12 protein-coding genes and 2 pseudogenes are annotated in these 17483 nt (G+C 57.4%); 11 read left to right on the plus strand and 3 right to left on the minus strand.

All coding sequences use genetic code 11. The features are described from left to right. Both ASG68_RS32020 and ASG68_RS07830 read left to right on the plus strand, forming a co-directional pair. Positions 1-192, plus strand: a pseudogene (locus ASG68_RS32020) (hypothetical protein); the annotation flags it as partial. Beyond that, complete coding sequence (locus ASG68_RS07830) at positions 182-1495, plus strand: type II toxin-antitoxin system HipA family toxin (protein WP_062609229.1); 1314 nt, start codon at positions 182-184, stop codon at positions 1493-1495. The pseudogene ASG68_RS32020 and the gene ASG68_RS07830, both read left to right, overlap by 11 nt. A 97-nt stretch (positions 1496-1592) precedes the next feature. Here ASG68_RS07830 and ASG68_RS31215 read toward each other — a convergent pair. Then, positions 1593-1682: pseudogene (locus ASG68_RS31215) on the minus strand (transposase); the annotation flags it as partial. Between the two features lie 216 nt (positions 1683-1898). Between ASG68_RS31215 and ASG68_RS07835 the strand changes: the two are divergent. Continuing rightward, positions 1899-2150, plus strand: coding sequence for a hypothetical protein (locus ASG68_RS07835; protein WP_156384828.1), 252 nt, complete (start codon positions 1899-1901; stop codon positions 2148-2150). 74 nt (positions 2151-2224) lie between these two features. Here the strand turns inward: ASG68_RS07835 and ASG68_RS07840 are convergent, their stop codons facing one another. Then, positions 2225-3838, minus strand: a complete 1614-nt coding sequence (locus tag ASG68_RS07840) for an EAL domain-containing protein (RefSeq protein ID WP_062603808.1) — start codon at positions 3836-3838, stop codon at positions 2225-2227. Between the two features lie 312 nt (positions 3839-4150). Between ASG68_RS07840 and ASG68_RS07845 the strand changes: the two genes are divergently transcribed. Both ASG68_RS07845 and ASG68_RS07850 read left to right on the plus strand, forming a co-directional pair. Further along, a complete protein-coding gene (locus tag ASG68_RS07845) occupies positions 4151-4453 on the plus strand; it encodes a hypothetical protein (RefSeq protein ID WP_062603810.1) in 303 nt (100 codons plus the stop codon). A 112-nt stretch (positions 4454-4565) separates the two neighbouring features. After that, a complete protein-coding gene (locus ASG68_RS07850; RefSeq protein WP_062609233.1) occupies positions 4566-6272 on the plus strand; it encodes a hypothetical protein in 1707 nt (568 codons plus the stop codon). Positions 6273-6716: 444 nt separating this feature from the next. Here ASG68_RS07850 and ASG68_RS31220 read toward each other — a convergent pair whose 3' ends face one another. Further along, positions 6717-7181 carry a hypothetical protein gene (locus ASG68_RS31220; RefSeq protein ID WP_156384829.1) on the minus strand — a complete coding sequence of 155 codons (465 nt, stop codon included), beginning with the start codon at positions 7179-7181 and terminating at the stop codon, positions 6717-6719. A gap of 209 nt (positions 7182-7390) precedes the next feature. On the opposite strand from ASG68_RS31220, the gene aspT (ASG68_RS07860) reads away from it, so the two are divergent. The 6 genes from aspT (ASG68_RS07860) (at position 7391) to ASG68_RS07880 (ending at position 17243) form a co-directional block, all read left to right on the plus strand. Then, on the plus strand, positions 7391-9082 hold the full coding sequence (gene aspT, locus ASG68_RS07860; RefSeq protein WP_062603816.1) for an aspartate-alanine antiporter: 1692 nt from the start codon (positions 7391-7393) through the stop codon (positions 9080-9082). A gap of 220 nt (positions 9083-9302) precedes the next feature. Then, positions 9303-12011 carry a decarboxylase gene (locus tag ASG68_RS07865; RefSeq protein ID WP_062603818.1) on the plus strand — a complete coding sequence of 903 codons (2709 nt, stop codon included), beginning with the start codon at positions 9303-9305 and terminating at the stop codon, positions 12009-12011. 146 nt (positions 12012-12157) lie between these two features. Next, positions 12158-13852: an aspartate-alanine antiporter gene (gene aspT / locus ASG68_RS07870; protein WP_062609237.1), complete on the plus strand. Its 1695-nt coding sequence runs from the start codon at positions 12158-12160 to the stop codon at positions 13850-13852. Between the two features lie 237 nt (positions 13853-14089). Beyond that, positions 14090-15253, plus strand: coding sequence for a DUF2092 domain-containing protein (locus ASG68_RS07875; RefSeq protein ID WP_062603822.1), 1164 nt, complete (start codon positions 14090-14092; stop codon positions 15251-15253). After that, positions 15250-15462 (plus strand): hypothetical protein, encoded by a 213-nt coding sequence (locus ASG68_RS32200; RefSeq protein WP_082478542.1) that lies wholly within the window; start codon positions 15250-15252, stop codon positions 15460-15462. The genes ASG68_RS07875 and ASG68_RS32200 overlap by 4 nt, the downstream gene beginning before the upstream one ends. A gap of 173 nt (positions 15463-15635) precedes the next feature. After that, positions 15636-17243, plus strand: a complete 1608-nt coding sequence (locus ASG68_RS07880; protein ID WP_062609239.1) for a bifunctional aspartate transaminase/aspartate 4-decarboxylase — start codon at positions 15636-15638, stop codon at positions 17241-17243. The last annotated feature ends 240 nt before the right edge of the window (positions 17244-17483 follow it).

Raw genomic sequence — 17483 nt, forward strand, 5'->3', positions numbered from 1 at the left:
AGCCAGACCTACGAGCGCTATACCTCGATGCTGGGCCTTGCCTTTGAGGCATGTACCGTTCTCGGCATTCGCCTTTTCGACGACGATCTTGCTGGTATGACGTTCAGAAACGAAGACCTTCAAAAACGCCTTACGCTTCTACCCAAGTATGCGCGTCCACGAAAACAGACAGCGGTCGACAATGACTTCTAAAAAGCCGCAGCCAACAGAAGCGTTCGTATGGGTGTGGCGATCAGAAAGCCCCGATCCAGTGGTGGCCGGTCGCCTTGCAGTGACGAATGGCGAAATCAGCTTCGTTTATGGTCGATCTTATCTCGAAAATCCGAGCTCGGTTGCCCTTTATCTCCCGGAATTACCGCTCGAAACGGGCGAGATAAGACCTCTCCATGGTCTTTCAATGGCCAGCTCCATTCGCGACGCGTCGCCCGACGCATGGGGACGTCGTGTTATTCTTAATCGCGCGTTCGGCGTGAAAGGCGGCGAGTTGAATGGACTGGACCTTGATGAACTGACATTTTTACTTGAGTCAGGCTCAGACCGAATTGGGGCGCTCGATTTCCAAGCATCGGCGACACACTATATTGGCCGGGGGACCGGCCACGCCACTCTTGATCAACTTTTGACAGCCGCAGAGCGAGTTGAGAAAAATCTTCCTCTCAGCCCCAAACTTGATCAAGCTCTCCATCACGGCAGTTCGATCGGTGGGGCGAGGCCAAAAGCCCTAATCGACGATGATGCACGTAAATTCATTGCGAAATTCTCGAGCAGTTCCGACACTTATAGCGTGGTGAAGGGCGAATATATCGCGATGCGCCTGGCAGCTCTTTCGGGACTTACCGTGGCGCCTGTAGAAATCGTTCGCGCGTCCGGGAAAGACGTCTTGCTTGTTCAGCGCTTTGACCGAGTCCACGCGGGCAACGCTTGGTATCGCCGGTCGATGGTATCCGCCTTGACCATGCTTGAGCTCGATGAAATGCACGCGCGATATGCAAGCTATCAGGACTTGGCGGAAACGATACGCATTCGCTTTACAGCTGTCCCTGAAACATTGAGAGAGCTGTTTTCGCGTCTATGCTTCAATATTCTCGTTGGCAACACCGACGATCATGCCAGAAATCACGCTGCTTTTTGGGACAACTCGTCGCTGACGCTCACACCGGCCTACGATATTTGTCCGCAACCGCGGGCAGGAGGGGAAGTTGGCCAAGCGATGCTGATCGTTGAGCAGGACAGGAGCAGCAGGATCGTAACCTGTCTCAACGCAGCGCCGCACTTCCATTTGAGCCGGGCTCAGGCGATTGAGATCGTCGGCCATCAACTGCGGACTATCGCAAATAATTGGCGGGCCTTGTGCGCTGAGGCCGCGCTGGGCGAAGTGGATCGAGCACTTTTTTGGGGACGACAGTTCCTGAACCCCTATGCGTTCTATGGCCTTGACGGTGAAGCGAGCGAATTGGTGACACTGGCAGACACGATACGGGCTGAGCAAGCATAAGCGGCCGTCCCTCCGCTGCTGCGCGCTCAATACAATTAGGCGGTCAATACTTCTGCTAGATCTTCGTAAGCGACAGCAAGAAGCGATAACAATCGACGTCTTTTGCTAATGTCCGGCATTTACCTAGCCATGCGAATGTTCGTTCGACCACCCATCGGCGTGGCAGAATTTCGAGGCCTTTCGCCTTGGCTTGAAAGCTCCAGCGATAAGACAATTCCCAGATAATGGTGTCAGTTAGCCAAGCCGATGCCTGTAGAACTGCCATTGATCTTTCGCAGCGCACTGGCGTCGGCGTGTTAGCCCTTGGTCCAACTATCACGGCAAGCCGCTTTGAGAGATGCTGCGGGTGGCGGTCGGCGTTCAGTTGGTACGACGTGGGACGACCCAGAAGCAGGAGACTGTCATGGGGATCAAAAACGAGTTTCCGGAAGATGTCTGGATCGCTGCGGAGGCGGCAATCAATAATGTGTCCGAGGAATATTTTGAGGACCATGCCGCCATAGTGATCGCCCGCGCGATCATGTCGGAACGAACGAGATGGACGAGACCTTCTGTCAAGCCACTGCGAGACGAAACCGATACTCTACCGTTTTGCCCTTCCGCTACCGCGCTAAGCCATAGAGGTTTCAAGCTTGGTGACCCTAACAACGCATGATGAGCCACTTCATCGCAGGGTTTCGGTTCGTCTGCTGCTCGCGCAGCTCGATTAACATGCAGATGCTGGCGCGGCTACCTGTTTCCAAAGAGAACGCTTCCGGACCTAACGATCTCGCGCGCAGGACCATACCTGGCTTTCCTGTCTTCGTGAAATTGGATGAAATCCTGTGAGGGAATAGCCTTGGAAAAGAGCCAGCCCTGTGCAAAATCGACGTCCTTTAGCCGAAGAAACGCCGCTTGTTCTTCGGTCTCGATGCCTTCGGCGGTGGTGATGAGACCGAGCTCCTGAGACATTGATATGATGTGAAGGATAACGGAACTGGTCGCGGTGTCCCTGCCAATCGTATCCACGAAAGACTTGTCAATTTTGAGAGCGTCCATGGGCAGGCCCTGTAGGTATTGCAGGCTGGAATAGCCGGTGCCGAAGTCATCGATCGCAACCGCGTGTCCTAAATCTCGCGCGTCAAGCAATGTCGCCCGCGCGGCATCGATATCAACGAGACCGCGTTCCGTCACTTCAAGCCAGATCTGTTCGCGGCGAATGGCCGTCGAACTAAGCTTTTCATCAAGGACACGAAGGATCCTTCCTGTTCCCATATCGTCCGCACAGACGTTAATTGCAATGTGCAGGGCCCGGTCTTTCACGAGCAGGGTTCCAAGGTCAGCGATGACGCAATCGATGACCTGATCTGTGATTGCGAGGATTGTCCCTGTTTCTTCTGCGATGGGAATAAACAAGTCTGGCCGTATCATAGTTCCGTCCGGTCTTTTCCAGCGGACCAGTGCTTCGGCTCCGAAACAGATCCCGGTCTTAAGTTCGATGATCGGCTGATAGTAAACGATGAACTCCCTGTTCCGGACCGCCAGTTCAAGCTCGGCTTTTGGCAACAGACGCTTCTTCGACATCCAGAAGACGATGCCCACGATGCACAACGCCATGAAGGCTCCGAACGGAATGAATATGCGCATCTGTCTAAGCCATTCATCTCGGACAGCCGCCTCGGACACCATGGCGACGACGGCTCGGCCGTTCCGCTTGAGAACAGTGTACAGACGGCCACTGTGGAGGCCGTGATCGATCCCATTTTTGAAGAGTGCAGCCGCGAGTCCAGGGTCGGGATCGTTTCGCGTCTTGATCACGTCTCCGCTCTCGCTCATCAGCGCGATCGCAATACCGTTGTCGATGAAGGCGTCAACAAAGCGCATCGGCGAAACCAGGACGTTGTAGCTCCCCATCTGAAGCGCAATCATGGTTTCTCCCAAGCTTACTGCAGGGTTGACCTGAAGAGAGATCCCCAATCCGTCGCGGCCGACGTAGTCGGGCTTGCCCTTTAAAATCCCAGCGGGTGCCAGACCCCACGACGTGCACTTTAAAAACCCATTCTCGAAATAGCCAATCTCCTCGACGGACAGGATATTGACGGTCACGACCCGCATACGCGCGATGTGCTCCAGCGAGCACGGCGTGAGTCGTTCCTTCTGAACGACATCCATTGCGTAATACGCCTCAGCAAAGGTCAGCTCTGCGCGATTAAGAACGCGCCGGGTTATCGCGTCCAGGACCGTAACTTGCCGTTCCTGGGCCATTTGCCATGAGAGCCATCCCATGACTGCGATCGGGATGGCAGCCCCGACCACTGCGGCCGCCATTCCGGTCACGATGATGCGTAATCGCCTCAACTGCATGCCGATGCTCCAGCCAGGACGTGTTAGTTTCGGATTTGTAAAATAGCATGTTTTAGATTATTTATACGCGCATATCCGTGATATTAAATATCGCCTTCTGATTGAGTTAAAGTGCGCTAAACGAGTGGATCACAAGCCACGCTCTTCGTCGCGCCGTAATGTCCAAGCCTTTGAACGTCGGAGTGAAGATTTTCCACATGTTGCACCGAACAGAGACACTCCGGGTGAAACTGTTCAGATTGCCGTAACGTTCTTGATAAATTGCATGAGTGAACAAGATAAGTCGAGCACCCCTTCAAGGACTGAACGTCGATGAAAAACAGCGGAGACAGTTCAGCGATGTCACCGACAGGTGCAGGCCAACGTGGCCTGCACCGGCTCATGCTCAAGCTTCCTGCCATGCGTGGGAAACTGCAGGGTCTTGCCGCCGGACGATCGCCGCCAATCGACCTTTTCGAGGCCTATGAGGACGCCTGCGTCACCTTGCACATGCTTCACAGGAGGCCTGCTGAGACGGATTACACGCTGTTGCGCGAGTATGAGACTATCTGCCTCGAGATCGAAGCTGAAATCATCGAGTGCTGCCTTGGCTATCCATCAATGCAGAAAGGCTGAAAGTCTGCTTCTCCAACAGTCCGTACGATTCCGCACTTTGAGGATTGCGCAAGTTTAACAACCTGCGATAAGTTCCGCCCACGTATACTCCACAATATGACTGGAGATGCCGATGACGGTCAGGGGCCAGGCAAGGGGCGACGTGTCATGCTGCGAGGCAAAAGCAGAACTGGACCGTGTCTGTAGCGACTACCGCTTCCGTGGCAGCAATCGCAGCCGCAGCATCCTGCGGTATCTCGCGGAGCGCTGCCTTGAGGGCCACACTGACGGCGTTAAGGCCTACGCGATCGCCATCGACGTCCTCGGACGTCCTGAGAACTTCGATCCATCGGTAGATCCGATCGTTCGTATCGAGATGAGCAGGCTGCGGTCCGCGCTTCTTCACTATTACGATGCTTTCGGGGACGAGACCTGCGTCTCAATAGCATTGCCGAAGGGTGGCCACTACGTCGCCGAGTTCACGCGGACCGGCCAGACACTCGCCGCGAATGATTCATCGCTTCTAGAAATGCCTCGCGAAGGGAGAGCACCAGATACGAAATGGTCTGAGGAGCCCATTGAGCAGCTTACCTTTTTCGTTCGCCGCCAACGTCAGGTAGCAGGGGTCGCTGCGGTAATGGTTGCTCTTGTTTGTGCAGCTGTAGTGGGGGGCTTCGTTTCAGAGCCTGTGATGACGGTCAAGCCGACCGTGGTGGTGACAATGGCGTCGCCCGATCCGCGGGTTTGGGGAGAGGCGACGCAGACCCGTGACATGCTCCTCGTCGCGCTCACGAGATTCCAGACGCTGGACGTGTCGATCGTGCAGCCGACGCCGTCGCTGTCGGAAGCGCTCCGACCTGGACTGGGGAACACATATAAAATCGACCTAAAATTCTACGTTGATGGGGGCAACCACAGTGTGTGGTGGCAGATCATAAACGCCCGGACGAGAAGTCTGGTCAGCTCCGGCCTGGAAGCGATCGACTCCTCAGGTGCCACGACCGTTACGTCGAGAGTTGGGTTGGTCAGCCTTCTATCGCGAAAGCTTGCGAGCCCGAGAGGCATCATAAGTGCGCTTGAAGTCACCGAAAGTCCCGAAGATGCCAGCGGCAACGCATGCGTGCTCAAGGCGGAAAATGATCTCAATGACGCCCGGCTGAACGATCTGCCCGCGGCCGTGGCATGCCTTGACCGCACGCTCGCGACGAACCCCGCCAATGCCGACGCCATCGCGGCGCTTTCGCGTGTCGAGATGGCGCAGGCAGGGGGGCACCCCAGCAGGGACGTGACCCACCACGCACTGGGACTTGCCCGGCGCGCCGAAGAGCTCGCCCCGCTCTCCGACCGTGCGCAGATGGCCCTCATGACCGTTCAATTCTACAGCGGGCGAACCGACTCCGCGATCATTGCGGGTCGCAAAGCGCTGACACTTAATCCCGACAATGTGGATGCCGCGGCAAAGCTTGGCCTGATCCTGTTCGTCTCTGGATATTGGGACGCTGGTGTCGCGCTTGCACGCGACGCGGGTCGCAGTGTCGGCATGATCCCCCGCGACGCCTCGCTGGTTCTTGCGCTAGATGCCTATCGGCGCAAAGACTGGTCGTCAGCGTCTCTTCTGTCCGAGCAGATCATTCAGGGTGGCTTGACGGCCGCAATGCTGAGAGCCGCCTCTCTTGGGGAACTGAAGTCTCCGCAGGCTGCGGACAGCCTGGCCGACTTGCGATCAATCAGCCCCGACTTCGAAGCGCGCTTCGACGACATCATGAGTGCCAGACGATACGATGAAATGCTCGCGGTTGCGATTGCATCGGGTTTGCGAAAGGCTGGGGCAAATCTTTAGGCGCGAGAGGCGAGGGCGAAATTCGAACGTGAAGAAAACATGCATTTGTATCATCGGAAACACGCATGGTGACCGCTGAACTGATCATGCCGATGCCCTGAAACGCAACGCGATCATCGATAAAAATCGCCGTGATGTTATCATTCATTGTCTGGCGGAATAATGTCGTTGTTGCATTGAGGACAGGTCTAGCGAAATTGCGGCTACCCCGAAGAGCGGATCCAGTAGGCGTCACAGAAAAACCCGAGGATGTGTCAAGTGCTCTATTCTCCTGCGGACGGGAGGGAATAGGGATCAACTCACTCCCAGCAACGCTAGTCCCTTGGTTAGGAAACGGGGGTATTCTTCGCGGGAGAGCCAGCGAAAATGCCCACGCAATTCAGCAATTTCGCGTTTTCGATAGCTCGCGCCTTCAAGTCGACGAGCACTTGGCCTAGTTGCGGGTCACGAGGCGAGAATTTTCTCAATCAAATAAACTTCCGCAGCGGCAGTACCCACAAGCTGAAACGATCCATGTTCTTCAACCTGCTTGAATATCGCCCTGATCCTTTCGGCGGAGCACTGAAAATCGACGACCATGCGTTGTTCAAGTTCGGCAAACGTTAACTTCAAGGGCGATCTGGCAACAACACCGTTGGTCACAAGTGACAGAGTGATGTCGGGCTGCATCACAAGTGCCTGTCTATCCCTGCCACCGTTCTCAATCACCATATGGATGCGTATCACGTTATCGCAGGCAGATTCCAGAAATTTGCCATCTCCAGTACTATTGACATAACGCCACAAATCCGGGGCTGAAGCGCGTGAGGTTTCAGAGGCCACGGGGGCTACAATGGAGGACCGCAACAGAATTTTACCGACCTGTCTTTCGGCGCAAAGGGCAGGCCAAAATGCTGTTTTGCCGCCCATTGTTGTCGGCTGGACGGTAGCCGCTCGCGCCAGTCATTCGACTCGCTCCCTGACGCTATGCAGAAAGTTACATAATTATTTTGCACGAAATTACCATCTTGAATCGAATTGGTGGGCGTGTATGCTCGTAAAGCTAGCTACGTCCGTTCACTGATTACCCATGTGCATCTTAACGTCTGGATTTCCAAGTCTGAGCAATAGGGGAAACTATGTTTGACTGGCTTGCAAACACGCTTCGCACTTATCCTGAAATTGCGATATTCATGTCCCTGGCGCTGGGGTACTACTTTGGTTCCTTCACCTACAAAGGTTTAGGCCTCGGGGCTGTTACGGCCACCTTGATCGCGGCTGTTGTCATCGGACAGCTCGGAATCACGATTTCACCGCCACTTAAGGCGACATTCTTTCTGATGTTCCTGTTCGCCGTCGGCTACGGTGTGGGGCCGCAGTTCGTGCGCGGCATCGCCAAGGATGGCATACCTCAAGCTCTGTTCGCGGTGGTCGTGTGTCTATTTTGCCTGGGGGCGCCTTATCTTGCCGCGAAGTTCGCTGGCTATGACATCGGATCTGCGCTTGGGCTCTACGCTGGGTCGCAGACGATATCCGCTTCGATGGGCCTTGGGACAGATGCGATCAACCGTCTCGGTTTGCCACCGGAGGAAGCCAAGCGGCTACTTGATGCGATGCCCGTCGCTTATGCCGTCACCTACATTTTCGGCACTGTTGGTTCGGCCATCGTGCTCGCGCTGATCGGTCCTGCACTCCTCGGTATCGACCTCGAAGCCGAATGTAAACGGTATGAGGAGGAAAAGGGCGGCAAGAAGGAAATGGGTGGAGCCGGCACGGCCTGGCATCACTACGAATTGCGGGCGTACCGTGTTCGCGAGGACGGACTTGTTGTCGGAAAGACGGCCCGTGAAGCTGAGGCGATGATCCCAGAGCAGCGCGTGTTTGTGGAGCGTATCCGTCGCGGCAGCAAAATCCAGGACGCTACGGCAGACACCGTGATCCAGGCCGGCGACATCGTTGCCGTGGCGGGGCGGCGCGATGTGCTGGTGAGCCTGATCGGCCATGCGGCAGAGGAAATCGACGACCGTGAATTACTCGCAGTGCCCACGGAAGGTGTCGATGTTCTCGTCACAGACAAGAAGGCCGATGGTAAGACGCTGGCGGAATTGGCGGAATGGCCGACGGCCCGTGGGGTTTTTCTGCGCCGGATCGCGCGCGGTGCCACCGCAACAGAAATTCCGATCCTCCCGAACACCCAGATACATCGCGGCGATGTCCTGACCATTGTCGGGAGAACGCAGGACACGACCGCCGCCGCTAACGCGCTTGGTGTACCTGACCGTCAGACCGACGTTGCCGATGTTGCGTTCATCGGTGGCGCGATTACCATCGGCGCGTTGATCGGCGCGCTGGTCTATAAAGTCGGAGACGTGCCCTTCACGCTGTCGACATCCGGTGGTGCGCTGATTGCCGGCCTATTCTTTGGCTGGCTGCGCTCCGTTCGACCGAAATTCGGACGAATCCCGTCACCGACCGTCTGGTTCATGAATTCGGTCGGCCTCAATATCTTCATTGCGGTGGTCGGAATTTCTTCCGGTCCGGGCTTCGTCGCGGGCCTGCAGCAACTCGGCTTCAGCCTGTTCCTGTGGGGTATTTTCGCAACGACAGTGCCTCTGGTGCTGGCTATGTATGTCGGCAAATACGTGTTCCGTTTTCACCCTGCCATTTTGCTGGGGGCCTGCTCGGGCGCCCGGACGACGACTGCGTCGCTTGGGATGATCAACGACCGGGCGAAGAGCCAGATCCCCGGCCTTGGCTACACCGTTACCTATGCCGTCGGCAACACCCTGCTGACGATCTGGGGCATGGTCCTTGTCATGATGATGACCTAGCGAGGTGTGGACGGGAGTCTGCCGTGAGCAGCCTATCCCGCCCGCACCGGGTACCTGCCACGCAACGGTGCGCGGCAGTTTTGCGCAAATGCTTCGCTTAGCTCCGAAATCAGGAACGTCACGCACCGAAAGCTCGGTGGTGGAGAAGCTGCCGATCCAGACCGACCATTTGGACGGCGTCTACGATGACGTTCGATCGAGACAGAATGGGGAGAACTCAATGACCAAGACCGCCGATATCGATCAGTTCCTGATGATACATTCAGCGCGTGCCGACAACTGGCGTGAACTCACCAGCCTGGCCGACGCCTGGGCCGCCAACCGCGGCGAACGATCCGCGTTGGAAGCCGCGCTCGCTGGAGCCGGACCGGCCGAAGAATACCACGCCTATCCAGGAGCGCGATTGCTCGACGCCTTGAAGGAACGTATCGCAAGCAATGATCCCACCGGAGCCGCGAAGCTGGCGCGGCGTATCTCGAACGGGCTTCTGACTCATGCCTACAAGGGTCGGCCGGCCGAGTGGGACGTCCACGATGTGATGTCCGCTGATGAGGTGGTCGACATCATGCCGCCGGCAACGGGGGAAACGGGGGGCCGCCGGCCTTATTTCGAGGTGCTGTTCGTCAACAGCCAGCCGGCAGCACGATGGCCCGCATTGGCTAACGAAGTCCGCAGACTGCGACGTCCTGAGGACGGTTTCATCTATGAACCGATCTTTGTTGGATCATTCGAAGATGCATTCTGCGCGACGGCGTTGAACCCGGACATCATCTCCGTGGTGCTCGCCGAAGGCTTTCCCTACCGCTCGCGCCATGACGCGCCGGTGCTGCGCTCGGTGCTAGACCCGCTCGGAGAAACCGAGGGATCGGATGTTTCGGCGCTCCGCCTCGCGCGTTCTTTGAAGAGAATCCGTCCGGAACTCGACATCTACCTCCTGTCAGATCGCCAGGTCGAAAAACTTGCCGGAGATCCAGCAGCGGATGCGGTCCGGCGCATCTTCTATGCCGTCGAGGAACCGCTGGAACTGCACCTCGCCATTCTGGAAGGCGTACAGGCCCGTTTCGAGACGCCGTTCTTCGACAATTTGAAGAAATATGCGCGCCGGCCCATTGGTACGTTTCATGCCTTGCCGATCGCGCGCGGCAAGTCGGTCTTCAAGTCGGACTGGATCCGCGACATGGGTGAGTTCTACGGGCTGAACCTGTTCCTTGCCGAAAGCAGCGCAACGACGGGCGGCCTCGACAGCCTGTTGGAGCCAACAGGCACCATCAAGCGCTCGCAGGAGATGGCCGCGCGCGCCTTTGGTGCCGACCACGTCTTTTTCGTGACCAACGGCACATCCACCTCCAACAAGATGGCAGTACAGGCGCTTCTGGCGCCCGGCGATATCGCCGTGGTCGATCGCAATTGCCACAAGTCCCACCATTACGGCATGGTTCTCACCGGCGCCCAACCCTATTACGTCGAAGCCTTTCCGATGACGGAATATTCGATGTACGGCGCGGTGCCGCTCGACACAATCAAGCGCGCGCTTCTGGCGCTGAGAGCGGAAGGACGTCTCGATCGCCTGAAACTGCTCGATCTCACCAACTGCACCTTCGACGGGCACATGTACAATGTCCGCCGCGTGATGGAGGAATGCCTCGCCATCAAGCCCGACCTGATCTTCCTCTGGGATGAGGCATGGTCCGGATTTGCTCGCTTCTCGCCCTTCCTGCGTCCGCGCACGGCCATGGGTGCCGCAGCTGATCTTGAGGAGTGGTTGCGCGATCCCGCATCGATCAAGGCCTATGAAAAGCAGCAGGCGGATCTGGGCGACGGTGCTTCGGATGACGTGCTGCTCGCTGCCCACCTGATCCCCGATCCTCGTCTGGTCCGCCTGCGCGTCTACCAGACGAACTCCACCCACAAGTCGATGTCGGCGATCCGCCAGGGCTCGATGCTGCTCGTCAAGGACGTCGACTTCCACACCGTGGAAGCCCAGTTCCACGAGGCCGTCTTCACGCATGCCTCGACCAGCCCGAACCAGCAGTTGATCGCCAGCCTCGACGTCGCCCGCCGGCAGATGGAACTCGACGGTTACGGTCTGGTAATGAATGCGATCGAGATCGCGCTCAAGATCCGCCAGGCGGTCAACGAGCACCCGCTGATATCAAAATATTTCCGTGTCCTCGGTGCCGACGACATGATCCCCGCCGCTTATCGACAGTCGGGCTTCAAGGACTATCTCGCGCCAGGTTCGACCTGGGCCACGGTGATCAGGGCGATGCGGGAAGACGAGTTCTATCTCGACCCAACCCGCATGACGATGGTCTGCGGAACCGCCGGTTTCGACGGAACGCAGTTCAAGGGACTGCTGGCCAACGAATACGGCATCCAGATCAACAAGACCTCGCGCAACAGCGTGCTCTTGCAGTCGAATATCAACAATACCCGCAGCGATGTCGCCCATCTCGTTCGCGTGCTGGTCGAAATCTGCCATGGCATCGAAAAATGTCTGGCAGACGGCGGCGAGGGCGAGCGAACGGCATTCACAACACGGGTCAAATCGTTGATGACCGATGTGCCGGACCTTCCCAATTTCAGCCATTTCCACGAGGTGTATCGCGGCGATGCCGGGAAAACGACGCCGGAGGGCGACATGCGGACCGCCTTCTTCAATGCCTATGACGCCTCCATCTGTGAGTATGTGCCGCTTATCGGGGAAGAATGTGATCGGCGGTTGAAAGAAGGGCCCGAGATGGTCTCGGCTAACTTTGTCATTCCCTATCCGCCCGGCTTCCCAATCATGGTGCCGGGGCAGGTGCTGACGCAGGAGACAATCGATTTCATGCGCAAGCTCGATGTGAAGGAAATCCACGGTTACGAGAAGGCAAGAGGGCTGAAGCTGGTCAAGCCGGACGCTGTCGCAGCCAAGATGAAGCGGTAACCGGCAACGATCGGACCCCGCGTTATGACGCGGGGCCTGCTGGTTTCACCGGTGTAATTTCGGGCTTGCCAGTTTCGACATCAGCGTTCCGGCAGGTGGTGGGGTGGGGATGCCTCGATACGAGGTGAGGGGGAGTTCGTCTGATCATGCTTTGGTTCGAGCAATTTCTGGTCAAATATCCCGAACTGGCCGTATTCCTTGCGATCAGCATCGGATACTTGATCGGGACTTTTAAATTCCGGGGCTTCGGCCTCGGTCCTGTTACCGGCTCGCTGTTTGCGGGCATTCTGATCGGGCAATTCGCCCACGTGCCGGTGGCCGGCATGGCGAAATCCTTTCTGTTTCTTCTGTTTCTGTTCGGGATCGGCTACTCGGTCGGTCCGCAGTTCCTGCAGGCCTTGAAACGGGACGGGATGAAACCCGTGCTTCTCGCAATTGTCGTCTGCGTGACCGGGCTTTTGACAGCCATCTTGGTTGCCAAGATTCTTGGGCTCGATCCCGGCTTTGCGGCCGGCCTTCTCTCCGGTTCCCTGACCGAGAGCCCGGCCATGGGCACGGCGACGGAAGCGATCAATGCCCTGCCATTGCCGGAAGCCGATCGCGCCACGTTCGTCGCCCATGTCGCGGTGGCGGATGCCGTTTGTTACGTCTTCGGTGCGGTCGGTGTCATTCTGTTTTGCAGTGTCGTTGCTCCCAAGCTGCTCGGCATCGACCTGGTCGCCGAGGCGCTGAAACTGGAAAAGGAATATGGGATTACCCGAACGCGAGCCGGCGTCTCCTCGGCCTGGCACAGGTTCGAAATGCGCGCCTATCGGATCGCGGAAAACGCGCCTATCGCAGGGATGTCAATTCAGCATGCGGAGGCAACATTCCCCCAGCATAGGCTTTTCGTTCAGCGTCTTCGACGCGACGGCGCGATCCTTGAAGCGGCTCCGATGTTGGGCATTACGTCGGGAGATATCGTTGCGGTGTCGGGGACGCGAGAAGCGCTGGTAACCGTCCTTGGACCGCGTAGCGAGGAGGTCGAGGACCGTGAGCTTCTCGATATCCCGGTGTCGGTTGCCGATATTCTCCTGACAAACCGCGAGATCAAGGGGCGGAGCATCGAGGATGTGGCCACGGAGAGCTGGACACGCAGCCTCTATCTGCGTGCCCTGACGCGTGGGGGGCAGGATATCCCGATTGCACCGGGTATTACTGTGGAGCGTGGCGACATCCTGCGGGTGGTCGGCCCGGAGCCGATCGTCTCGGCCGCAGGCAAACGAATCGGTATTGTCGTGGCGCCGGCGACCACGACTGATTTCTTCGTCCTCGGGCTTGCAATCTTTCTCGGCGGGCTCGTCGGTGTTCTCGTCACCGTTCCGATCGGCGACATGCGGATTTCCCTGAGCACCAGCGTCGGCACGCTGCTGGCAGGATTGATAGTCGGGCATCTGCGCACGCGCTTCCCTCTGTTTGGCCGCATACCGGATACCGCCGTCTCGCTGATGACGGCACTCGGGCTTGCCGCCTTCGTCGCGATGACCGGCCTGCATGCCGGGCCGATCTTCTTCTCGGCTATCGCGGAGGCGGGTATCGGCCTTCTGTTTGGCGGAATGGTCGTGACCATCACACCGATGATCGTGGGGCTTTATTTCGGGCGTTACGTGCTCGGCATGAACCCGATCCTGCTGCTTGGCGGGCTTGCTGGAGCCCAGACGATGACCGCCGCCATGGCAGCCGTTCAGGATCGATCGGGCAGCATGGTCGCCGTGCTCGGCTATACGCCGGCCGTGCCAATCGGTCACATCCTTTTGACAACTTGGGGAACCGTGATCGTCGGCATCATTGCCGGAGCGTAAAGGTGCGCGATTCCGGACAATCGAAGCAGCGCCTTTGGTAACCGATCCCGCCCGGAACATCTTGAATTGCAGTGCAACCAAAGGAGGCTTTTGAATGATGTTGAGCATTGATTGATTGTCAAATTCACGCATCAGCGACAAGGACCCAATCTGATGTCAAGCAAACCGAAAACGATAACTGAATCCAAAGAACACATTCGAATCCAGCCACGCCGACCCTTGGCATGGAAGCGCTGTATGGCAGGGGGCATTTTGGCAACGGTGGCCTTGCTAGCAGTCGCCAAGACGGCATCGCAGGCCCAGGATATCGAGACCAAGTATAGCCGAGACGCGATGCAGCAGGCGCTGGAGACGCGGGAACGCTACGACGTTCACGGCCTGCGCTTCGGCATCTCCACCTCGACCTTCAAACCGGGCACGGAAGCGATCCTTGATGACATTGCCACAGCGCTCAAGAATTTCCCAGAATGGGGCTTGAGAATTGTCGGCCACACGGATTCCAGCGGCAATGCGGAAACCAATCAGCAGCTCTCCATTGCCCGTGCGGAAGCCATCAAGGCAGCTCTTGTCGAGCGTGGGATCGCTGCCGATAGATTGCAGGCAGGCGGTGTCGGGCAGACAATGCCTGTCGCCAGTAACGACGGTGGTGCGGGGAGAGCTCTCAATCGTCGGGTCGAACTCGTAAGGACGACGGACTCCGCCGAAGCCAAGAAGTTGCTGAAGGCCATGACGGACTACCTGGCAGGGCAAAAGGCCATGTCATTTTCCTATGACTCCAATCTCCAGGTCATCACAAACAGCGACCAGAAGCTCGGGCTCGCAAGCTCCGGGACTGTGGTTCTCAATCGACCTGACAAGGTACATACGTCCCGCTCCGGCGGCTTTGTCGATAGCGAGGCCTTGTTCGACGGCAAGACGCTAACCCTGCTTGGAAAGAACGTGAACAAATACACGCAGGTGGAAATCCCCGGCACGGTGGACAATCTGATAGACGAGCTGAAGGACAAGTATGGACTGCCATTGCCGGCGGCGGATCTGCTGATGACAACGGCCTATGACGAACTGATGAAGGGCGTCTATGACTCGAAAGATCTCGGAAGCGGCGTAGTCAACGGGACCGAGTGCGACTCTCTCGCCTTCCGCAAGGATGATGTAGACTTTCAAATCTGGATCGCTCACGGCGCAGAGCCATACCCCTGCAGGTTGGTCATAACATCAAGCCAGGTCCGAGGTGGGCCGGAATACAGCGTTCAGATCAGCGACTGGAAATCCGGAGATGCTGCCGCATCGGATGATTTCGGCTTCAGGAACACAGGCAATGCCGAAAAGATTGACGTGAACGATATGAAGCACAGCCTTGGCGATTTGCCAGAAAACTTCATGGTAGGAGACAAGAAATGACCCTCTTCAAGCGCGCAGGAATTATTTGTCTCGTCTGGGCAGCATTGCTGGGCGTGGGGGATCTATCGAAGGATATTCCAACCCTTTCGATCCCCGCGCTTGCTCCGGATGCTGTCGCAAGAGTCGGCCGTCCGTTGACGCCGGTCAGCGTGGCAGGTGTCGCCCGACGCACAACCCGACGCTGCGCCAACGGCGTCTATAACTGCTAGATTTGCGTTAGCGGCCTGGGTCTCCGTTTCGGGAGGCCTTCAGGCTCGGCAGGCGTTGTCTGGCCGAAAGAAAGGACGGCGGAAACCTTAAGGGGAACGCCCTCGTCCAGCCGAACAGCAGAATGCCGTTCACACCCTCCCGGGCGCTTTGAATTCACAGGAGAACTAAGCCAATGACCGTAATCGATTATAAGAAATACGAGAGCATGAGCCCGTTTGAGATTAAGGACGGCCTGATGAAGCTCGCCAAGAGCGGTGCGGAAAAATCGACCCGTGCGCTACTCAATGCTGGCCGTGGCAATCCGAACTGGATTGCAACCAAACCACGTGAAGCCTTCTTCCTGTTTGGCATGTTTGCGCTGTCGGAATCCCGCCGCTCGATGGACAATTCTGTGGCGGGCCTCGCCGGGATGCCGCAGAAGAATGGCATTGCCGCCCGGTTGCAAACCTGGCTTGAAAAGCGTGCGGAAGATGCGGGTGCCGACTTCCTGTCTAAGATGGTCGATCACGGGGTCAAGGCATTTGGCTTCGATGCCGATGCCTTCGTGTTCGAGCTCACCGATTCGATCATCGGCGACAACTATCCGGTGCCTGACCGCATGCTGGTGCATGCCGAGCAGATCTCGCATCGCTACCTGATGTGGGCGATGGGCGCCGATACGGCGCTTTCCGGAAAATTCGACCTCTATGCCGTCGAGGGAGGCACAGCAGCGATGTGCTACATCTTCAAGTCGTTGATGGCCAACCGCATCCTGAAGAAGGGTGACACGATCGCGATGGGCACGCCGATCTTCACGCCCTATATCGAGATTGCGGAACTGGAAGACTATGCCTTCAACGCGGTCCATATCCGCGCCACGCAGGAGCATCGCTTCCAGTATTCCGACGAGGAAATCGCGAAACTCGAAGACCCGAAGATCAAGGCCTTCTTCGTCGTCAATCCGGGCAATCCGACATCGATGGCGATCGATACGGCGACGCTGAAGAAACTGGTCGATCTCGTCAAGACGAAGCGACCCGACCTCATTCTCCTGACCGACGACGTCTATGGTACCTTCGTGCCCGGCTTCCGTTCGCTGATGTGCGAACTGCCCTACAACACGATTGGCGTCTATTCCTATTCGAAATATTTCGGCTGCACCGGCTGGCGTCTCGGCGTCATCGGCATCCACGAGAAGAACATTCTCGACGATCTGCTGGCTAAGCTTCCGGCCAAGGAGCTGGAGGCGCTAGACAAGCGCTATACCTCGATCACGCTGGAGCCGCGCAAGCTCAAGATGATCGATCGTCTCGTGGCCGACAGCCGCGACGTCGCCCTCAATCACACGGCGGGCCTATCCCTGCCACAGCAGGTGATGATGACGATGTTCTCGATCAGCGAACTGATGGACACCGACAAGATCTACCAGAAGGCCTGCATGGAGATATGCCAAAAGAGGGTCAACACACTGCTCGAAGGCCTGCCGCTCGATCTGCAGCCGAATGCGAATTTTGCTGCCTACTACGGCACGATCGATTTCGAGTTCTGGCTGCGGAAATATGTCGGTGAAGATATGGTGACGTGGCTGAAGGCGAATGTGCATCCGCTCGACCTTGTGGCCCGGCTCGCGGAAGATCACGCCATCGTGCTTCTGAACGGCGGTGGGTTCGATGCACCCAACTGGAGTGTGCGGGTGTCCTTCGCCAATCTGCCCGATGATGCCTATGACGATATCGGCCGCGCGGTGCGCGCCGTCGGGCGCAGTTATGTCGATATGTACAACGCGACGAAAAAAAAGTGACGTTTAAAAAGACCAGGCCGATCCTTTGCGATCGGTCTGGTTGGCAGGCCCAGTTCGGTTTGCGGCAAAGGCAAAACGATATGCAGCGCGTCAGGAGAAGGAATATGCAGAACGGATTTCAGTTTGCGAGCTTCTACACCCCTCTGGCACGCCTTTCAGAATCTGACGCCGACGAGGACAAGATGCCCTCGTGGCGAGAGGGGAGCCACCTCAACCGCTCGTCGACAGCGACGCGGCGGG

The sequence above is a fragment of the Rhizobium sp. Leaf453 genome (assembly GCF_001425605.1).
Taxonomy (GTDB): Bacteria; Pseudomonadota; Alphaproteobacteria; order Rhizobiales; family Rhizobiaceae; genus Pararhizobium.